This is a genomic window from Pseudomonas sp. NFACC04-2 (genome assembly GCF_900119265.1).
GTDB classification, from domain to species: Bacteria; Pseudomonadota; Gammaproteobacteria; order Pseudomonadales; family Pseudomonadaceae; genus Aquipseudomonas; species Aquipseudomonas fluorescens_AA.
The window spans coordinates 99,703-120,340 of the sequence record NZ_FPJC01000018.1 but is presented as its reverse complement, the minus strand read 5'-3'; the positions used below and the strand labels follow the sequence as shown (position 1 = coordinate 120,340).

General features: G+C 62.4%; 9 protein-coding genes. 7 read left to right on the top strand and 2 right to left on the bottom strand.

Features of this window, described 5'->3' with window-relative positions; genetic code table 11:
* From BT125_RS21680 to BT125_RS21650, 7 genes are all read left to right on the top strand, one after another.
* Nucleotides 1–4,440, top strand: a 4,440-nt coding sequence (locus tag BT125_RS21680; protein ID WP_139271778.1) for an amino acid adenylation domain-containing protein, incomplete at its 5' end; no start/stop codon positions are given.
* A 265-nt stretch (nucleotides 4,441–4,705) separates the two neighbouring features.
* Nucleotides 4,706–5,971, top strand: coding sequence for a glycosyltransferase (locus BT125_RS21675; protein ID WP_072410166.1), 1,266 nt, complete (start codon nucleotides 4,706–4,708; stop codon nucleotides 5,969–5,971).
* Nucleotides 5,972–6,078: 107 nt separating this feature from the next.
* Nucleotides 6,079–13,377, top strand: a complete 7,299-nt coding sequence (locus BT125_RS21670) for an amino acid adenylation domain-containing protein (RefSeq protein WP_072410164.1) — start codon at nucleotides 6,079–6,081, stop codon at nucleotides 13,375–13,377.
* 86 nt (nucleotides 13,378–13,463) lie between these two features.
* Nucleotides 13,464–14,624, top strand: coding sequence for an FAD-dependent monooxygenase (locus BT125_RS21665; RefSeq protein WP_072410162.1), 1,161 nt, complete (start codon nucleotides 13,464–13,466; stop codon nucleotides 14,622–14,624).
* A 599-nt stretch (nucleotides 14,625–15,223) separates the two neighbouring features.
* The gene (locus tag BT125_RS21660; RefSeq protein WP_072410160.1) at nucleotides 15,224–16,048 is read left to right on the top strand and encodes a helix-turn-helix transcriptional regulator; all 825 of its coding nucleotides are present in this window, start codon (nucleotides 15,224–15,226) and stop codon (nucleotides 16,046–16,048) included.
* 83 nt (nucleotides 16,049–16,131) lie between these two features.
* Nucleotides 16,132–17,556 (top strand): AdeC/AdeK/OprM family multidrug efflux complex outer membrane factor, encoded by a 1,425-nt coding sequence (gene adeC, locus BT125_RS21655; RefSeq protein ID WP_072410158.1) that lies wholly within the window; start codon nucleotides 16,132–16,134, stop codon nucleotides 17,554–17,556.
* Between the two features lie 6 nt (nucleotides 17,557–17,562).
* Complete coding sequence (locus BT125_RS21650) at nucleotides 17,563–17,769, top strand: hypothetical protein (protein ID WP_072410156.1); 207 nt, start codon at nucleotides 17,563–17,565, stop codon at nucleotides 17,767–17,769.
* 63 nt (nucleotides 17,770–17,832) lie between these two features.
* Here BT125_RS21650 and hemN read toward each other — a convergent pair whose 3' ends face one another.
* Together hemN and BT125_RS21640 are read right to left on the bottom strand one after the other, a co-directional pair.
* Complete coding sequence (gene hemN / locus BT125_RS21645) at nucleotides 17,833–19,221, bottom strand: oxygen-independent coproporphyrinogen III oxidase (RefSeq protein WP_072410154.1); 1,389 nt, start codon at nucleotides 19,219–19,221, stop codon at nucleotides 17,833–17,835.
* Nucleotides 19,218–20,591: an oxygen-independent coproporphyrinogen III oxidase gene (locus tag BT125_RS21640; RefSeq protein ID WP_072410152.1), complete on the bottom strand. Its 1,374-nt coding sequence runs from the start codon at nucleotides 20,589–20,591 to the stop codon at nucleotides 19,218–19,220. The genes hemN and BT125_RS21640 overlap by 4 nt, the downstream gene beginning before the upstream one ends.
* Between the last annotated feature and the right edge of the window lie 47 nt (nucleotides 20,592–20,638).

The window sequence follows — 20,638 nt, the reverse complement described above, 5'->3', positions numbered from 1 at the left end:
GCCCAATCCATCACCGGCATCGACCCGCAACGCATCGCCGCCTACCTCGCCCAAGCCGTCGCCGCGCTGGTCGAAGCCCTTGAACAGGCTCCCGAACGCCTCGCCAGCGATCTGGACGTGCTCCCTGAAACCGAGCGGCAATTGCTGCTGGCGGACTTCAACCACACCGCCACGGATTTCGGCACGGCGCAACCGATCCAGCACCTGTTCGAAGCCCAGGTCCAGGCCAACCCCGACGCCGTGGCCCTGGTCTGCGAACAGCAACAACTGACCTACCGCCAGCTCAACCGTCGCGCCAACCACCTGGCTCGGCAGTTGCTCGAACTCGGTGTCGAACCTGATCAGCGCGTGGCGATCTGTGCCGAACGCAGCCTGGACATGATCGTCGGCCTGCTCGGCGTGCTCAAGGCCGGTGCCGCCTACGTACCCATCGACCCGGCCCATCCCGCCGAGCGCATGGCGTTCATGCTCCAGGACAGTCAGCCTCGGGCTTTGCTGACCCAAGCGGCCCTTACCCTGCCGTCCGGGGATCTACCGGTGTTCTTGCTCGACACAAGCGGTTCGCTGCAAGCAGCAGACGATGCGACGTTCGATGTGAACCCGCAGGTATCGGGCCTTACGGCCGAGCACCTGGCCTATGTGATCTACACCTCCGGCTCCACCGGCCAGTCCAAGGGCGTGATGGTCGAGCACCGCTCGGTGTTCAACTTCTGGCAGGTGCTGACCCGCACCACCCACCAGCATTGCCCAACCCCGGCCACCGTGGCCCTGAATGCCGGGTTCTTCTTCGACATGTCGATCAAGGGCATCTCCCAGCTGTTCTCCGGCCATCGGCTGGTGATCATCCCGCAACTGATCCGCGCCAGCGGCCACGAGTTGCTGGACTTCCTCGAACAGCACCAGGTGCACGCCTTCGATTCCACGCCGTCGCAACTCGACACCCTGCTCGCCGCCGGCCTGCTGGAACGCCAAAGCTACCAACCCGTCAGCGTGCTGCTCGGTGGCGAGGCCATCAATGCCGCGACTTGGGAGAAACTGCGCAACTGCCCGAGCATTCGCTTCTACAACATGTACGGCCCGACCGAATGCACGGTGGACGCCACCATCGACCTGATCCGTGACCTGGGCGAGCGTCCGAGCATTGGCCGGCCGATTGCCAACGTCCAGGTGCACGTGCTTGACACCCACGGCCAACCGACGCCACTGGGCGTGGCCGGTGAGCTGCACATCGGCGGCACCGGCGTGGCCAGGGGTTACCTGAACCGGCCGGAGCTGAGCGCCGAGCGATTCATCGCCGACCCGTTCAGCACCGAACCGAACGCACGCTTGTACAAGACCGGCGACCTCGGTCGATGGCTGGCCGATGGCACGCTGGAATACCTGGGCCGCAACGATTTCCAGGTGAAGATCCGTGGCTTCCGTATCGAATTGGGTGAAATCGAAAATGCACTGGTGGCCTGCCCGGGCATCCGCGAGGCCGTGGTGATCGCCCGAGAAGACAGCCAAGGCGATTCGGAGAGCAAGCGCCTGGTCGCCTATGTCTGCGGCGAGCCGGTCCCGGCCGAGCAGCTGCGCAGCGCGCTATTGAACGATCTACCCGAATACATGGTGCCCAGTGCCTTCGTGCACCTCAACGCCCTGCCCCTCACCGCCAACGGCAAGCTCGACCGCCGCGCCCTGCCGGCGCCCGGCCAGGAATCCCTGGCGAGCAAAACCTACGAGGCGCCCCAAGGCGACACTGAAATCGCCATTGCCGAGATCTGGAAAGGATTGCTGCATCTGGATCAGGTCGGCCGTCACGACGGCTTCCTCGAGCTGGGTGGGCATTCGCTGCTCGCCGTACAGTTGCTCTCGCGACTGCGACGCAAGCTGGGTGCACGGGTGACCTTGCGCGAATTGTTCGACGCGCCGACCGTGCGTGGCCTCGCCGCCCTGGTGCACGGCGCATCGTCAACTGAATCGGTCTCGATTCCATTGGCCAATCGTTCGGGACGACTGCCGCTGTCCTTCTCCCAGCAACGGCTGTGGTTCCTCGATCATCTGGATCACGCGGCGGGTGCCGCTTATCACCTGCCCCTGGCCCTGCGCTTGACCGGTTCGCTGGACAAAGCGGCGCTGCAGGCAACCCTCGACCGCCTGGTAGCACGCCACGAAACCTTGCGCACGCGATTCGAATTGGTGGACGACGAGCCAGTGCAAAAAATCGCCCCGACCGACTACGGTTTCCGCCTGGAGCAGCAGGACCTGCGTGCAATGGCCCCCGCTGAACGTCAGGCCACGCTCGAGCATCTCGGCCAGATCAACGCCACACAGTTGTTCGACTTGCACAGCGGGCCACTGATGCGCGGCCACCTGGTGCAAGTGGCCGATGACGAACATGTGCTGTTCATCACCTTGCATCACATCGTTTCCGATGGCTGGTCCAACAGCGTGCTGGCTCACGAGGTCAGCGTGCTCTACAGCGCCTTCACCCAAGGCCAGAAAGACCCGTTGCCGCCCCTGGCGCTGCAGTACGTGGACTATGCCGCCTGGCAACGACAATCCCTTGAAGGCCCGGCGCTGCAAACGCAGATCGACTTCTGGCGACAACACCTGGAAGGTGCGCCCGTGCTGCTGAACCTGCCGCTGGATCGTCCACGCCCGGCGATACAGCGGTATACCGGCGGCATCATCGAGTGCAGCTTTTCGCCCACCCTCAGCGCCGATCTGCGTGCATTCAGCCAGGCCCGGGGCACCACGTTGTTCATGGTGCTGCTGGCGGGCTGGTCAGTGTTGATGAGCCATCTGAGCGGCCAGGCGGATGTAGTGGTCGGCACGCCGGTGGCCAACCGTCAGCGTCCGGAGCTGGAGGCCTTGATCGGTTTCTTCGCCAACACCCTGGCGTTGCGAGTCTCCACCGAGCGTGATACCCGCATCGACGAGCTGCTGGGGAAAATCAAGAACCTGACCCTGGCCGCCTACAATCACCAGGACCTGCCCTTCGAACAGGTGGTGAGCGCCCTGCAACCGACTCGCAGCATGAGCCACAGCCCGTTGTTCCAGGTGATGTTGAGCCTGGACAACACGCCACCGGCACCGTTGCAGTTGCCCGGGCTCGAGGTGCAAACCCTGGGGAGCCCCCACAACACCACGCAGTTCGACCTGTCACTGTCGCTGATCGACAATGGCGAACGCATCGCTGGCAGCCTGCAATACGCCAACGATCTGTTCGACCTACACACCGTGCAGAACATCGCCGGATTATTTGCCAAGGTCCTGGAAAACCTGGTGAGCGACGCGCAGCAATCCATCGGCCAGTTATTGCAGGGCACGCCGCCGCTGGAGCGCTCGGTCAATGCCGTCGTCCAGCCCGTCAGCGCTGAAGACGGTCCTGTGCCGCTGCCTTTTGAAGCGCCTCAAGGGGATACCGAGATCGCCATCGCGGCTCTCTGGCAGGACCTGTTCAAACAGGAACGGATCAGCCGCCACGACGACTTCTTCAGCCTCGGTGGTATTTCGCTGATGGCCGTGCAAATGGCCTCTCGCCTGCGTAAAGTCCTCGGTAAACCGATCGCCGTGCGTGACCTGTTCGTCGAGCCGACCATTGCCGGTTTCGCCAGGACCCTGGATGGCCAGTCCCGGCCCGGCGCCCAACGCAATCTGGTGCCGATCCGCCGCACTGGCTCCCAGCGACCGCTGTATCTGGTCCATCCCCTGGGGGGTGAAGTGCAATATGCGCGGGACTTGGCGCCAACGCTCGATCCCCAGATACCGGTCTATGGCTTGGCCGCCAGTGGGTTGGTGGCGGGCGAGGCCCCGCTGTCCGATGTGCCGGCCATTGCAACGCGTTACCTGACGGCCATCCGCCAAGTCCAACCGCAAGGTCCGTACCGGATCGCCGGTTGGTCGGCCGGTGGCCTGATCGCCTATGAAATGGCGCGTCAGCTGCAGGCCGGCGGTGAGGCCATAGAGTTCCTCGGCATCATCGATACGTCGACCCGTCCGGACCTGGTGCCCGAGCCATCGATCAGCGAAGCGCAGTTCCTGATGGCGTGGCTACCCGAGGGGATCGACCCTGATCTGCTCCGGCAACTGACGGCGCTGGCGGAACACTCTGCCATCGAGGCGATGCTGACATTGTGCATGACCCACCGCCTGCTACCAGAGGAGTTACCCGATGACATCGACGCAGCCCTGCTGCGCACGCACCTGGGCGTCGCCTATGCCACGCGGCAGGCCATCGGCAGCTACGTCAGCCCGCCCAGCCCGCTCACGGTGTCGTTGTTCACCGCGAATGATCAGCAACGCAGCGACCCGACCCTGGGCTGGCGTGCGTTGCTACAGGATCAGGTGAACGTGACGGCCCTGCCCGGCACCCACAACACACTGGTCAAGGCGCCTCATGTGGCCCGGCTGGGCGAGGCGATTTCCCAGGCGTTGAAAACCGCCACCGTGTCATGACCGCCTCGGGTTGTCCCGCGAGCAATTCGCGGGACAACCCGAGGTGTGGAGGCTGATCCACCGCCATCGCAAGTCCCCCACAGGTTTCATCCCTGATCTGCGGGCCGAAATGTCCCCGTTTTCCGCTACAGACGTTTCCTACCTGCAACCGCTTAAATACCCCCTCAAGCTGAATCGTTTTTGTGGATGGAGTCCACAGGCGATGTCCGGTCGCCCGCCGATCAGGACTGTCACCCACCGCACGATCACTCTAAAAGGGAGCCTTATGCATGTGATCATTACGGCCATCGGCTCAGCCGGTGACGTTCACCCATTTATCGGGATCGGCCGCACCCTCGCCGCACGCGGGCATCGGATAACCTTTTGCGCCAGCGCCGCGTTCGCTCCGGTGATCGAGCGCTGTGGCTTCAAGTTCCTGCCCTTGGGTACCCGCGAGGAATATCAAGCGGTCATGGCTGACCCGGCGTTGTGGCATCCGCGCACGTCACTGCCCACTCTATGGAAAACCGTCGGTGGCACGTTGCGCGAACAGTATCGACTACTGGAACAAGCGTGTGACGACGATACCGTCCTGCTGGGCTCGTTGTGGGCGTTTTCCGCACGCCTGCTCCAGGAAAGACACGGCATCCCACTGGTCACTGGCCAGGTCACACCGTTCGCCATCTGGTCGCCCCTCGCACGCCCCGTCCATCCACCTGGAACGAACCTGCCGGCCTTCGTACCGTATCCCTTGCGACGCCTGCTGCTGGGGGTCATCGAGCACACCTTCCTCGATCGGCTGATGAAGCCCGAGCTCAACGGTTTTCGTCGTGAATTGGGCTTGCCTGCGGTCAAACGCATCATCAGTCAATGGATCTCCTCGCCTGACCGGGTGTTGGGATTGTTTCCGGACTGGTTCGCCCCGATCCAACAGGACTGGCCTGCCCAGACGGTACTGACCGGGTTCCCGTTATTCGATGAATCCGGCTTCGAGGCGCCAGACGCCGAGCTGGAAGACTTTTTGAATGTAGCCCCACCGGTGGTGTTTACCCCGGGTTCGACGACGGTCAATGCCGAACAGTACTTCGCCGCTGCGGCGAAAGCACTGAAGTTGATCGACCGCCGCGGCGTGTTCCTGACCAGCCAGCCGGTCGATCCGTCGTTGTCCAGCGACGGCAGGATCCTGGTAAGACAGTATGTTCCCATGAGCCGCATCCTGCCCCATACCTCGGCCCTGGTGCATCACGGAGGCGTCGGGACCACGGCCCTGGCAATCACCGCCGGGGTGCCACAGATCATCACCCCATTTGCCCACGACCATTTCGACAACGCCGCGCGAATGCAACGCCTGGGGTGCGGCTTGCAGGTGTTCGCGCCGGCCCCCGCCGAGTCACTGGCCACGGCCCTGGACACGGTGCTGAACAGCGCTGACGTGCGCGCCAGTTGTGACCACTACAGCAAGGCGATGGCCAGCGGTGACAGCGCCCGCGAAGCGGCAGCGCTGCAAATCGAGGCCATCGCCCACAGAGCCGCCACGTATCGCGTCGCGTAATCACGGATTGATTGGCGACTGACTCAGCGCTGCCATTGGCCCGGCCATAAGGCATCACTCTTTTCATTCGTTTCATCGGGCCAGCGGATCGGCCCACGGAGAACACCATGACCCAGCCCCTGCCCGCATCGAGCGCAGAGTGCGTGCTTTATCCCCTCACCACCCCGCAACTGGACATCTGGCTGGACCAGGTGCTGCACGCTGACAGTCCGTTGTACAACATCGGCGGCTATGCCCGCATCAACGGCGCGGTCGACCCCACGCTGCTGCAGGCGGCCTTCAACCAGGTCGTCAACGGCCACGATGCCCTGCGGATCCAGCTGGTGCCCGGTTCCAGCGAGCACCCGCTGCCGCGCCAACGCTTCCTGGGGCCGGTCGACGTCCCGCTGGCGGTGCACGACGTGTCGGACCATCCCGATCCAGAGGCCAGCGCATTGGCCTTGCTGCAGGCCAAGCTGCAAACCCCGTTTTCCTTTGACGATGGGCTGCTGGTGCGTGCGGACTTGGTCAAGGTCCGGGAAGACCTTTACTACTGCTTCGTCAATTGCCATCACCTGATCATCGATGGCTGGTCCTTCGCCATGATTGGCCGAACACTAAGCCAGGCCTATACCGCCCTGCATGACCAGGCGCAAAACGCGGCGACAGCACCGACCTATCAAGCGTATGTCGAGCAGCAAGTCGCCAGCAAAGACTCGGTTTCGTTCCAGCGCCAGCGCCAGTACTGGCTGGAGAAGTACCGCACACTGCCCGAGCCCCTGCTCGCGCCCCGACACCTGGGGCGACTCGACCAGCGCCTGACACCCAGCCAGAACCACGCCTGGCGCTTGCCCCGGGCGCTTTACAACCGTCTTGGCGAAAACGCGAAAGCCGCGGGCCAGGCGACGGTCTTCCACGTCATGCTCGGGGTGTTGTACAGCTACTTTGCGCGCACCGAGCAACGGGATGAAATCGTCATCGGCCTGCCCATCCTCAACCGCGCCAATGCCGCACACAAGGCCACGATGGGTTTGTTCGTCGGCATGAGCCCAGTACGCCTGAGCCTGGGTACCGACCTGAGCTTCAGCGACCTGGTCGGCAAAATCGCCCTGACGCTCAAGCAGGATTATCGCTACCAGCGCTTCCCGCTGAGCGAATTGAACCGCGAACTCGGCCTGCAGAACCTGGGTCGGCGGCAGTTGTTCGACGTGGTGGTGTCCTACGAACAGGACCAGGACACCTGGTACGGACCTGCGCCGGCACAGCCGGTCAAGCTCAGCAATGGCTACGAACAAATGCCACTGGCGATGCACGTTCGTGAATCCGCGCCGCAAGACGATGTGTGGATGCACTTCATCTACAACGAGGCCTATTTCGACGCGCCACAGATCGAGGCCTTGCAGCAACGCTTCATGAACATCCTGGCGTGCGTGGCCGCCGATTTCGACATGTCGGTCGCGGCCCTCGACCCGCTGGCGCCCGCTGAGCGCCAATTGCTGCAGGACTGGAATCGCACCGACGTCGACTACCCCAGGGACGTGCTGCTCCATCAATTGATCGAAGCCCAGGTCGCCGCTCGCCCCGACGCCATCGCGGTGCGCTTCGCAGACCAGGCGCTGACTTACGACGCGCTGAACCGCCAGGCCAACCGCCTGGCCCATGCCCTGCTGGAAACCGGGCTTGGCCGGGACGATCGCGTTGCCATCTGCCTGGACCGCAGCCTGGAGATGGTGGTCGGCCTGTTGGGCATTCTCAAAGCGGGTGCCGCCTACGTGCCGCTGGACCCGGGTTATCCGGCCGACCGCTTGAGCCATATGCTCAGTGACAGCGCGCCCAGTGCCTTGATCACCACCCAAGGGTTATTGGCGAACCTGCCCGCCGTGACGATGCCCGTGCTGTGCCTGGATGCCGACTCTGAAGCACTGTCCCGGCAACCGGCGCACAACCCGGACCCCGCCGCGCTCGGGCTGATGCCACGACACCTGGCCTACGTGATCTACACCTCCGGTTCCACCGGCTTGCCCAAGGGCGTGATGAACCAGCATGACGGGGTCGTCAATCGCTTGCTCTGGGCCCGCGATGCCTATGGGGTAGATGAACACAGCCGGATCCTGCAAAAGACTCCGTTCAGTTTCGATGTGTCGGTCTGGGAATTTTTCCTGCCGTTACTCAGTGGCGCGCAACTGATCGTCGCCGCCCCCGACGGGCACAAGGACCCGCGCTACCTGATGGACATCATGACGAGCGCCAGCATCACGCTGCTGCATTTCGTCCCATCGATGTTGCAGGTCTTTCTCGACCAGGTAGAGCCACAGCGGCTGCCCGCACTCCGGCAGGTCTTGTGCAGCGGCGAGGCCTTGCCCCATGTCTTGCAGAAGCGTTTTTTCGAATGCTTGCCAACGGTGCAGTTGCATAACCTCTACGGTCCCACCGAAGCGGCCGTCGACGTGACGGCATGGCATTGCCGGCCCGATGCGCACGACGGCATCGTACCGATCGGCCGACCGATCGCGAATATCCAAATGCATGTCCTCGACGCGAACCTGCGACTGCTGCCACCAGGCGTGGCCGGCGAGCTGCACATTGGTGGCATCGGGGTCGCGCGGGGTTACCTGAACCGTCCCGAACTGACGGCCGAACGGTTCATCCACGATCCCTGGGGCGCCGAACCCCAGGCCCGGCTGTACAAGACCGGCGACCTCGGGCGTTGGCTGCCCGATGGCAGCCTCGAATACCTGGGACGCAACGATTTCCAGGTAAAAATCCGCGGCCTGCGCATCGAACTGGGCGAAATCGAAGCCCACCTGCTCGCCTGTGAAGGTGTCAAGGACGTGGTCGTGATCGCCCGCCAGGAAGCCGGCGATGCGTACCTCAACGCCTATTGGGTGAGCGAGCCCGGGTGCTCGCCATCCCCGCAAGCACTGCGGGAAACCTTGCGCCAGCAGGTGCCTGACTACATGGTGCCCAGGCACCTGGTCGAGCTCGATCAGTTCCCGTTGAGTGTCAACGGCAAGCTGGATCGCAAGGCCCTGCCCGAGCCGAAAGCCAACCTGGGTAGCGATACGACAACCCCGCGCACGGCGCTCGAACAGGCCCTCGCCGAGCTGTGGCGGGACAACCTCAAGCGCTCGACGCTGGGCATCCATGACAACTACTTCATGCTGGGTGGCGACTCCCTGAAAGTCATCCACTTGCAGATCCATGCCCGTGAACAGGGGATTGCGCTGACCCTGGCGCAGGTCTACCAGTACCCCACCATCGCCCAGTTGGCCGAGGCCCTGGAGTCCGGGCAACCCCCGGCCACCGAGCGCGAACCCTTGGCCCACGTGGCGCCTTTCGCCCAGGTTCCGCCGGCGATCCGCCTGGCCAGCGAAGGCGTGTTCGATGACGTGTTTGCCGCTTCGCAGCTGCAAGTCGGAATGATTTATCACTCGATGATGCACCCGGATTCGGCGATCTATCACGACATCTTCCGCTACCGCTTGCGCCTGCATTGGGATGGGCCGGCGTGGGAGCGGGCCTGTGCCGCACTGGTCCGGCGTCATCCGGCCTTGCGCATGTCGTTCGATATCGGTCACGCCGAGGTGCCCATGGCCCGGGTGCACTCGACCGTCGAGCCACCAGTGCAAGTCATCGATGTCTGCTCGATGGGCCCCGACGCCCGGGCCCAGGCCATTGCCGGCTACGTGGAGGAACGCAAGCGTTACCGTGAAGACTGGCATCGGGCGCCGCTGTATCAGTTCTGCGTGTTCGTCGCGCAGACTGAAATCGACCTGGTCTTCAGCTTTCACCATGCGATCCTCGACGGCTGGAGCGTCGCCACCTTGATGCGTGACCTGATTACGCTCTACACCTCGGCACCGGGCACCGATGGCCTGCCGGCCTTGACTACCACGCCAGCCGATTTCGTGGCCCTGGAGCAACAAGCCATGGCGACGCAGACCCACCGCCAGTTCTGGCGCGAATACCTGCACGAGGCGCCTGCCGCGGCCATGACCAGCTGGATCCATGGAGTGGCACCGGACCCGACGCCGCACCGCTCGGCCTACCGTGAACTGCCCGCCGCGAACCTGGCCCGGCTCGAAGCCTTCTGCCAGGCCCGTGACCTGCCCTTGCGCGCGGTCCTGCTGACGGCCCACGGTTTCGCCCAGGCGATCATGTCCAATCAAAAGGACGTGCTGTGCGGGGTGATCAGCCATGGCCGACCGGCGTTCGAAGATGCCGCCTCGGTCCTGGGTCTGTTCCTCAATACCCTGCCGGTACGCTTCAGCAGCCAGGGCCAGAGCTGGCTGGAGATGATCCGGACAACGATTGCCCAGGAACAACAGGTCTTCGCCCATCGGCGCTATCCGTTCGCGTTGATTCATCGCGAGACCGATGTCGCCTTGAACGTGGTGTTCAATTACGTCGATTTTTACGTGCTCAAGGACCTGCTGGCCCAAGGCGAAGAGATCCTCACCGACTGGGAAACGACGGAAGCGAGCAACTACGACCTGCTGACCACCCTCGGCCGCCACCCCGCCAACGGCTCGCTGATGTTGAAGATGGACTACCGCACAGCGCGTGTCGCCACGAGCCAGGCCGAAGCCTATGCCGAGTACCTGCTGCGTACGCTGGAACTGATGATCGCCGCGCCTGAGGCCAAACCGGCCATTCCGGCCTGGCTGCCGCCCGTCGACCGAACTACGCCGCAAGCCACTACGGCTTTGCCCCACGACAACCTGTCGAGCGTGTTACTGGACAGTTTCGCCCGCCATGGCGAGCAGACCGCCGTGAGCCTTGGCCAGGCCCGTCTTTCCTACCGCCAACTGCAGGATACTTGCGCCCAACTGGTGAGCTGGCTGCACCGGCACGGTATCGGCCAGGGGGATCGGGTCGCAATCATGATGCCCCGCTCGCCCGACCTGATCGTCGCCTTGCTCGGTGTCGTGCAAGCCGGCGCCGCCTACGTTCCGATCGACCTGAGCTATCCGCAGGAGCGTATCCAGCTGATTCTCGAAGACTCGCAGCCACGCCTGGTGCTGTTCGCCGATGCGTCTGCGAGCCTGGCGATGGCCCTGGCAAGCCAGGCCGATACGCGCCACTGGGACAGCGTGGTCGCCAGCTTCGACGACAACCTGGCCGGCAGTCACCAACGGGTGGCCGCCATTGCCGCTGGCATCATGGCTGAAGACAACGCCTACTTGCTCTATACCTCGGGCTCGACCGGCCGCCCCAAGGGCGTGGCCATGCCGCACCTGGCCTTGACCAATATGATCCTCTGGCAGAACCGCCAGCAGGTGCAGGACGTCCCGGGGACACAACCGCTGAGGACGCTGCAATACGCGCCCATTTCGTTCGACGTTTCGTTCCAGGAAATTTTCTCGACCCTGTCCAGTGGTCATGAGCTGGTGATGATTGACGAAGGGCTGCGCTATGACTTCATCCGCTTGCTGAAGTTTATTGGCACGCAAGAGGTGAATCGCCTATTCCTGCCCTATGTCGCCTTCCAGGGCTTGGCCGAAGTCGCCACACAGCTCGGTATCTACCCCACCTCGCTGCGCCAGATCAACGTCGCCGGCGAGCAGCTGAAAATCACCGCCGAAATCCGCGACCTGATCGATCGCCTCGGCGATTGCCGGGTAGAGAACCACTATGGCCCGACCGAGGCCCATGTGGTCACGAGCCTGCGACTCGAAGGCGCGCCGGCGACCTGGCCGAGCATGCCGCCAATCGGCACCCCCATCGACGGGGTACGCGTGCATGTCCTGGACGCGGCTGGCAACCCCTGCCCGGTCGGTGTGACGGGCGACCTGTTCATCGAAGGGGCCTGTCTCGCCAATGGCTACTGGAATCGCCCCGACCTGACCGACGAACGCTTCATTTATCGCCAGTTCGAGGGTCAGACCCGACGCTTGTATGAAACCGGCGACATTGGCTTCTACTTGCCTGGCGGCGATCTGGTGTACCAGGGCCGCAGCGATGCTCAAGTCAAGATTCGCGGTTACCGCGTCGAGCTTGGCGAGATCGAAGTGGCCATGCTCGGCTCCGCCCGGTTCAGGGCCGACATCGAGCAGGTGGCGGTCATCGACAAGACGGCAACCGATGGCAGCCGTTATCTGGTGGGTTTCGTCCAGGCCCTGCCGGGGCGCGAGCCGGATCTGGACCAATTCAAGGCGGAAATGCGCCTGGCGCTGCCCGACTACATGGTGCCGAACACACTGGTCAGGATCGCGCAGCTACCGCTCGGGCCCACGGGCAAGATCGACCGGCAGCGCTTGCGAAAGATAGAAGTCCAGACCACCTTGCAGCGGTCCTTCATTGGCCCGCGCAATGCCATGGAGGATCTGCTGCAAGCCTACTGGCAGGAAACGTTGGACCTGGACAACATCAGTGTCCACGACAACTTCTTCGAGCTGGGGGGCAATTCGCTCAAGGCGGTGCGACTGGTGGCGATGCTCGCCAGACATCAAGGCCTGGAACCTTCGCTGTCCGATTTTATCCAGGCGCCGACCATCGCCGAATTCGCCCAAGTACTGCAACAGACCGAAACCGGACACCCCGGCGCCGACGCGCTAGTGGACTTCAAGAATGCCGCGCGCAAGCCGACGTTGTTCTTGGTCCACCCCATCGGCGGACACGTGCTGTGCTATGCGGCACTGGCGCGGGTGCTCAAGGATCAGGTCCACCTGTATGCCCTGCAGGCGCCAGGCACTTGGGATGCCCGTGAACCGTTGCAATCGGTACAGGCCCAGGCGGTGTACTACGCGGACGCCATCGAGCAGGTCGCCCCTGAAGGTCCCCTGAATATAGGCGGCTGGTCCTATGGCGGCGTCGTGGCATATGAACTGGCCAGCGAGTTGCAGCGGCGCGGACGGCGCCTGCATAACGTGTTCCTGTTGGACACCATCGTGCGCGTCGGGCAGGGCGAGGTGCAAATAGAACGCAGCGAGTTCATGAACTGGTTCATGTGGGAACTGCTCAGCGGCGACGGCCAGAAGGAATACGCCTACCACGCCCTCGACTTCTCCTCCCTGGACGACCCGCAAGCCTTCGCGGCGATCCGGCAGCACGGCATCGACCAAGGCATTTTCGACGAGACCATCACCCTGGCGACACTCGATCAGCTGTTCCGGGTGTTCCATGCCAACTGGCAAGGGCTGCTGGACTATCGCTTCCCGCCCCTGGACCTGCCCATCACGCTGTTCGCGGCCGACGTCGAGTTGCCCGATGTGCTGCAAGCCCCCCATGAGCTGGTGGGCACCGCCTTCCGCGACCCGTACCGCGGCTGGCGCTCGATTGCGCCCCAAGTGCAGCGAGTCGCCGTGGAGGGTGACCATCTGACCATGATGCGCGAGCCGCACATCGAGCGGGTGGGCCAATGCATCCGGTCGCGGATGGACCTGGCCCGGGCCAGGAACGCCGAATCCATGAGCGCACTGGCTTGACCATGACCGACGATCACGGGGTCGGATTGACGGCCCCGCTTGACTCCATCGCCCGGTCGTTCCGGGCCCGATACAGGTGAAACAGCATGACAGCACCCAAAAAAGCCATTATCGCCGGTGCCGGGATCGGCGGGCTGACCGCCGCCATCGCCCTGCAGCGCGCGGGCTGGCAGGTCAAGGTCTTCGAAGCGGCCCAGACACTAAGAACCGGTGGCACCGGCTTGTCTGTCATGGCCAATGCCATGGCGGCGTTGCACTCGATTGACGCCCATGTTCCGGTGGAACAGGCCGGCCAGGTGATCCGCGACTTCTTCTTCAAGAAACACCAGGGCGATGCCATCACCCGCATGCCGATCCACGAGATCGGCGAACAATTGGGTCATCCCAGCGTGAATATCCAGCGCCCGCTATTGCTACGCGCGTTGGCGCAGCAGCTCGCACCCGACATCTTGACAACCGGGTTGCGCTGCACCGGGTATGACCCTCGCCCCGATGGTGTGGTGGTGCGGTTCGAAGACGGCAGCCTTCAGGAAGCGGATCTGTTGATTGGCGCCGATGGCCTGAACTCGGTGATTCGCCAGCAGATGCTCGGCGAAACCCCAACCCGCCCATCGGGTTATGTCGCCTGGCTGGCGGTGGCGCCCTTCAGCCATCCGGTCATGACCGAAGGCTACGTGGCGCATTACTGGGGACGCGGCAAGCGCTTCGGGCTCTGCGATGTCGGGGACGGCCAGGCGTATTGGTGGGGCACCTGCAATCACGACAATGCGGCCGATGCCGCCTTGAACATCAGCAAGCAGGAAGTGCTCGCGGCCTACGCCGGCTGGGCGCCGGAAGTCGTGGCTGCCATCGAGGCCACCCCTGAAAGCGCCATACTGAAAATGCATGCCCGGGACCGCCATCCCGTCGAGCAATTCTGCGATGGACACGTGGTGCTCTTGGGCGATGCGGCTCATCCCATGCTACCCAGCCTGGGCCAAGGTGCCGCACAAGCGATCGAGGATGCCGTGGTACTGGCCGATCGACTGACACAAACGCCAGACCTGCGCACCGCGCTGCTGCACTACCAGGCTCATCGTCACCCCCGGGCCAACGGGATCGTCAATGCCGCGCGCTTCATGAGCGGCATCGAGCAAACCGAATCGACCCTCGCCTGCTGGCTTAGAGAATGGTATTTGCGCCTGACGCCACAGAGCAGCCTGCGTAAAAAGAACATCGACCTCCTCTCGTTCAAACCCTGCGCATAACCTCGCGAAACAGTCACTGAGGGACCTCGGCGGGACGGCGTGACCTCCACCGCGCTACCAGCGGGATTAAAGCGTCAATGACAGAAAGCGACTCCTACATAGACAAAAAACGACACGCGCCGGGATGAAAATCGATAAATGAGAATTCTTAACCATACTGGGAATCCCGAATCGAGACACTGCTGCCAGACAATTCCCACATTGACGATCATGGGAAAATAGCCGCCCAAGAATCGAGAATCGGACACAACCCATTAATCTATATGAGTTTTTTTCATTGGATCGCGCCGAAAGCTGTCCCCACAGCGATCCTCGCGAGGGAAAAAACCTTTGACCCAACGTGTTTTTTGCCCGGAGGTACCCAAAAACCAACACCCACTGACTGACCCGGAATGTCCCTGTTTTCCCTTACAGACTTTTCCCACATGGAAACGCCTAATAGCCCTACCGGCTAAACCGTTTAAGTCAATAGGTTCACAAGACCGAGATTGACTCCAGTATCAACTCCAGAAGAGGCTCAAGCATTTTGGAAGCGGTCGGATTTTCTTCCGTCAACATCACAGATGCGGAGTTTTTTCGAGTAAGCAGGAATAAGGACCATGAATCGACATGCGTGTATTGAGGGTGCAGAAAAATCGCACCTCTACGTAGAGCTAGGAAAGCTGATTTCAAGTGTCGGGCACGAGAGTTTCTTGACCAACATGCACCAGATGATCGAAACAACGGTGCCTGTCAGTCGACTCGAACTGAGTGAATGGACAGCCGACGACACCCAGTCGAATGTCCTCGATGTACAGCTATTGGGGTATGCGGGCGCGGAAAAAAACGTGCACATGCAATCCCCCTGCCCCACCACGGCGATACAGCGCAACGATCATCCCTTGGTGAAAAGAGTGCTGGAGGTGGATGATGCCCTGCTGATCCATCTGAACGCACGAATGAAAGACGAAAGAGGCAATGACTGCCTCGGCACCTCCCACCAGTGCATTCTGATTTCACGCAAGGCCAACCGCCGCTGTGTGATCTCGTTGCAACGCCCTCAGGTACAGCGCGACTTTTCCCTTCAGGAACTGTCCTTTCTGAAGTACCTTTCCGAAACGCTATTGCCCCTGGCCGAGCGTCATGCGCATCTCAATCGCCAATCTTTCAAAGCTTCTGGCAGCGCTACGGGCCATCCACTCGATGCCGCCGAACAGACCCAGTTGCAACGGGATTTCAATGATCGATTGAGCCCCTGCGACGTCACCCTTTCCGTGCGGGAAAAAGAGGTCTGCCTGGGCCTGCTGGCCGGGGGCACCGTGCCGGAGATTGCGGAAAAGCTACAGGTCAAGAACAGCTCCATCGAAACCTACCTCAAGCGTGCCGCCGCCAAGCTGGGCGTGAGTGGTCGCCATGGGCTGGCGAAATGGATGATCGGATCATGACGGCTCGCCACGCACGGCCCGCCAGAACCCGCCTGCCTGGGCCTGCGGGGTCTGGGCAGGCACCACAATGAGATAACAGGTCGATGCATAAACTCTTGAGCCCCCTGGCGGCTGCGGCATTCATGCTGGGTGGTTGTTCGCTGATTCCGGACTACCAACGCCCCGACGCACCGGTCCCCGGGCAGTATCCGCAAACCTCGGCCTATGCCCCGGCCTTGTCGGGGCCCCTGGCGGCCGAACAGGGTTGGCGTGACCTGTTCCAGGATCCGGTGCTGGCGCAATTGATCGAAAGCGCGCTGGCCAACAACCGCGACTTGCGGGTAGCGGCCCTGAACGTCGAGGCGTACCAGGCGCAGTATCGGATCCAGCGGGCGGACCTCTTCCCGGCGATCGGCGCCAACGGCACCGGTTCGCGCCAGCGCCTGCCGGCCAGCCTCACCGGAACCGGTGACGCGGCCATCAGCAGTTCGTATTCGGCAACCCTGGGGATCAGCGCCTATGAGCTGGACCTGTTCGGGCGCATACGCAGCCTCAGCGATCAGGCTTCGCTAATCTATCTGTCCAGCGAAGAAGCCCGCCGCAGCAGCCAATTGAGCCTGGTGGCCAGCGTGGCCAGTGCCTACCTGACCTGGCGTGCCGACCAGGAACTGCTGGCGCTGACCCAGGACACACTCCAGTCCTATGAGCAAAGCCTGCGCCTGACCGAACGCAGCAATCAGGTCGGTACCGCCTCGGCCTTGAACCTGAGCCAATCGCGAACCTCGGTGGAAAATGCCAAGGTCAGCCTGGCGAAGTTCCAGCGCCAGGTCGCCCAGGACCTCAATAACCTCACATTGCTGGTAGGCACGTCGGTCGCCGACGACCTGCCCGGCCGTCCATTGGCATCGGACCTGCTTAGCGAAGTCCCGGCAGGCCTGCCTTCGGACTTGCTGCAACGTCGGCCGGACATCCTGGAGGCCGAGTACCTGTTGCAATCGGCCAATGCCAACATCGGCGCGGCCCGTGCCGCCTTTTTCCCGAGCATCAGTCTGACCGCCAACGCGGGCAGTTCCAGTACGGAACTGTCCGGGCTGTTCAAGGGTGGGTCGGGCAGCTGGACGTTTCAACCGCAGATCAACCTGCCGATTTTCAACGCTGGCAGCCTTCGGGCAAGCCTGAACTACTCGAAGATCCAGAAAGACATCCGCGTGTCGCAATATGAGAAAGCCATCCAGACCGCCTTCCAGGAAGTGTCTGATGGCCTGGCGGCACGCAAGACCTATAAGGACCAATTGATCGCCCAGCGCGATCTGGTGCAAGCCAACCAGGATTACTACCGCCTGGCGGAACGGCGCTACCGCATCGGCGTGGATAGCAGCCTGACGTTCCTCGATGCCCAACGCTCGCTGTTCAACGCTCAGCAAACCCTGATCGTCGACCGGCTGTCGCAGCTGCTCGCCGAAGTCAATCTGTACAAGGCCCTGGGCGGGGGCTGGGTAGAACGCACAAGCAACGTGACTGTGAGGTGACTGCAAATGGGCACATTCGAACCCGGGGCACTGGTGCGCTTACGCTCGGGAGGTAAGACGATGGTGGTCAAACATGCCTCGTCCATCTCCCAGATGCCGGATACCTTGCTGCTCCTGTGTGAGTACCGGGCCAAGAATCGCCTGGTGCAAGGCTTCTATGCAATACGCGACCTGATCCCGGCCTCCGGAAACCCAGGCACTGAAAGCTCATAGCGACACCTATCAGCCGGCCCTTGTGGCGAGGGGATTTATCCCTCGCCACAAGATGGGCCGTCATCAAATCGTACGCGAATACTGGACTGTCTGGCCTGCCTCCAGGTATGCGTCGAACGCCATGGCCACGTTGCGCATCATCAATTGGCCCTGGGGCAACAGCACCAGCTCATCGTCGCGGATGTCCAGCAACCCGTCGCGCACCAGCTCCTGGAGTCGTTCCAGGGCATCGGCGAAGTATTCGCCAAATCGAATGCCGTGGGCGTTGTCTATCCGGTCGAAGTCGATGCGCCCATGGCACATCAGTTCGCTGATGACCTCACGCCGCAGGCGGTCATCGTCGCTCAGTCGATAGCCGCGCTGCACCGGTAGCAGGCCTTGATCCAGCCGGGCGTAGTACTGGGAAAGCTCCTTGACGTTCTGGTTGTAGCTGTCGCCCACCTTGCCGATCGACGACACCCCCAGGCCGATCAGGTCACAATCGGCGTGGGTGGAATATCCTTGGAAATTGCGCTGCAAGGTGCCCTGGGCGCGGGCACGCACCAGTTCGTCATCTGGCAAAGCGAAATGGTCCATGCCGATGTAGACATAGCCGGCTGCGGTCAGGCGATTGATGGTCAGCTCCAGCAATTGCAGCTTGCGCTCGGGCGGCGGCATGTCTTCGGGGCGAATCATCCGTTGCGCCCGCACCCGTTGCGGCAGGTGCGCGTAGCTGTAGGCCGCGATCCGGTCTGGCCGCAGGGCGATGATCTTGCTCAAGGTGGTATCGAAACTGGCGATGGTCTGCAACGGCAGGCCATAGATCAGATCGACGCTGACGGATTTGAAGTGCGCCCGGCGCGCGGCCTCCACCAGCTCGACGACCTGGGCCTCGCTTTGTACCCGGTTGACGGCAATCTGCACCTGGGCATCGAAATCCTGGACGCCAAAGCTCAGGCGATTGAATCCCAGTTGGCGCAGGCCTTGGATCTGTTGTGCATCGATGGTCCGCGGATCGACCTCGATGGAAAACTCATGGGCGTCGCTGTCATCCATGTCGAACGACTGGTGCAGGCAGTCCATCAGGTCGGCCAGTTGCCCATGGGTCAGGTAAGTCGGCGTGCCCCCGCCCAGATGCAGCTGGGTGAGTTTGCGCGAGCGGTCGAACAAGGCCGCTTGCAGGGCTATTTCGCGCTTGAGGTAGGTCAGGTATTCGGTGGCGCGATGGGTCTTGCGGGTGATGATCTTGTGGCACCCGCAGTAATAGCAAAGGCTCTGGCAGAACGGGATATGGATGTACACCGACAACGACTTGGGCTGCGCAGCCTCGTGACTGCGCTGGGCAGCCTGGCGATACTCGTCCATGGCAAAGGCCTGGTGGAACTGCGGGGCCGTCGGATAGGAGGTGTAGCGCGGCCCCGGGCGGTCGTATTTCTCCACCAAGGCACGATTGAAACCGGAGGCAGTCTTCATGAGGGGTTCAACTTTTCAAAAGCGTGTGGGCTTGCCTCATCCGGTGCGGGGTCGAACAGGTTGCAGATCGCATCCACGTTCAAGCGCCCGGCGGGCAAGATGCCGATAAACCGGCTCGTCAGTTCGATCAATCCCTGGTCATGCAACGCTTCCAGCAACGGCCAGACGGACGCGAAGTGCTCGCGAAACACCAGGCCGAAACGCGCTTCGATGGCCGGTATGTCCAGCTCCAGGTCACAGGAAAGCTGCTCGGTCACGCTCGCGCTGACCTGGTCCTGCGCTTCACAACGCCAACCACGACACACCGGCAATTGCCCGGCATCCAGTTGCTGGCAATAGCGAAGCAGGTCATCGGTGTTCTGTACGTACAGGTGCTCGATCTGAGTAATGGCCGACAAACCGAAGCCCACGTGGTCACAGTAGCCGTGACGGGTAAAACCCTGGCAATTGCGATGCAGGCGTCCGTGCTCCTGGGCTACCGCCAGGTCATCATCGGCCCTGACGAACTGGCCCAGGCCGATGTAGTGATAACCGGCACCGATCAACTGTTCGCAACAGATGCGCCGCATGGCATCCTTGTCGGCCGTGCTGCAAAAGGCGCCAGCCACCCCGGCGTTCTTCGAGCGATAACGATAAGGCGCGCGGGCATAGTCGAAAACGTGCAGCCGGTCCGGTTCCAGTTCGATCAGCGTCGCCAGTTTCAGGGCGAAACTGTGGGGCGTCTGCCAGGCGTGGCCGTAGCCCAAGTCAATGTTGATGGAGCGAAAACCAAACGTGCGCGCCGCATCGATCAGCGAATGGATCGGCGCCGGGTTCTGGTAACAATCGACCGACAGCTGGCTGTCGACGCCAATGTCGGGCACGCCGATGCTGACATGGGTGAAGCCCTGGTCACGGATCAGGCCCATGGTCGACCAGTCGGTGTGATGCAGGTCCACTTCTATACTCTGATCAGCACCGTCGTACTCGCTGAAGTCGAAGCGCTTGCGCAGATCGCTCATCAGCTTCTGCAAATGAGAGATCACCGGGGTGCCACCGGTCAGGCAAAACTGCTCGACGCGCCGCCCTGCCCCCAGGTGGCAACCGACCAAACCCATTTCATACGCTAGGCGCTGCAGATAGCCCTCGATCTCGCCGCATCGGCAGTCGCTGGCAAGGGGCGAACACGACGCCAGCCGCAAGCGCGAAGGCAGGTGCACCGCCACGGATAGGGGCCGTCGTTTCTGGCGGCTGGTGCGCAACCCTCGAAGCAGGTCGAGGGACCCGATGCCGGCATGGAATCTACGGGTACCGACCGGGCATTCGAAATCAGCCACCCCCGAGGCACGTCCCGAGGGTCGCTCGCCGAGGGTATGGAACGGGTCGAACATGACAATCTCCCAGTGGCAGTGCAAGGGCAGTTTGCGCGCTAACCCGC

What these genes read in the sequence shown, in the direction of transcription:
- BT125_RS21640 (WP_072410152.1), bottom strand. Translation starts at nt 20,591, where the DNA reads ATGTTCGACCCGTTCCATACCCTCGGCGAGCGACCCTCGGGACGTGCC.
- hemN (WP_072410154.1), bottom strand. Translation starts at nt 19,221, where the DNA reads ATGAAGACTGCCTCCGGTTTCAATCGTGCCTTGGTGGAGAAATACGAC.
- BT125_RS21660 (WP_072410160.1), top strand. Translation starts at nt 15,224, where the DNA reads ATGAATCGACATGCGTGTATTGAGGGTGCAGAAAAATCGCACCTCTAC.
- BT125_RS21665 (WP_072410162.1), top strand. Translation starts at nt 13,464, where the DNA reads ATGACAGCACCCAAAAAAGCCATTATCGCCGGTGCCGGGATCGGCGGG.
- BT125_RS21650 (WP_072410156.1), top strand. Translation starts at nt 17,563, where the DNA reads ATGGGCACATTCGAACCCGGGGCACTGGTGCGCTTACGCTCGGGAGGT.
- BT125_RS21675 (WP_072410166.1), top strand. Translation starts at nt 4,706, where the DNA reads ATGCATGTGATCATTACGGCCATCGGCTCAGCCGGTGACGTTCACCCA.
- adeC (WP_072410158.1), top strand. Translation starts at nt 16,132, where the DNA reads ATGCATAAACTCTTGAGCCCCCTGGCGGCTGCGGCATTCATGCTGGGT.
- BT125_RS21670 (WP_072410164.1), top strand. Translation starts at nt 6,079, where the DNA reads ATGACCCAGCCCCTGCCCGCATCGAGCGCAGAGTGCGTGCTTTATCCC.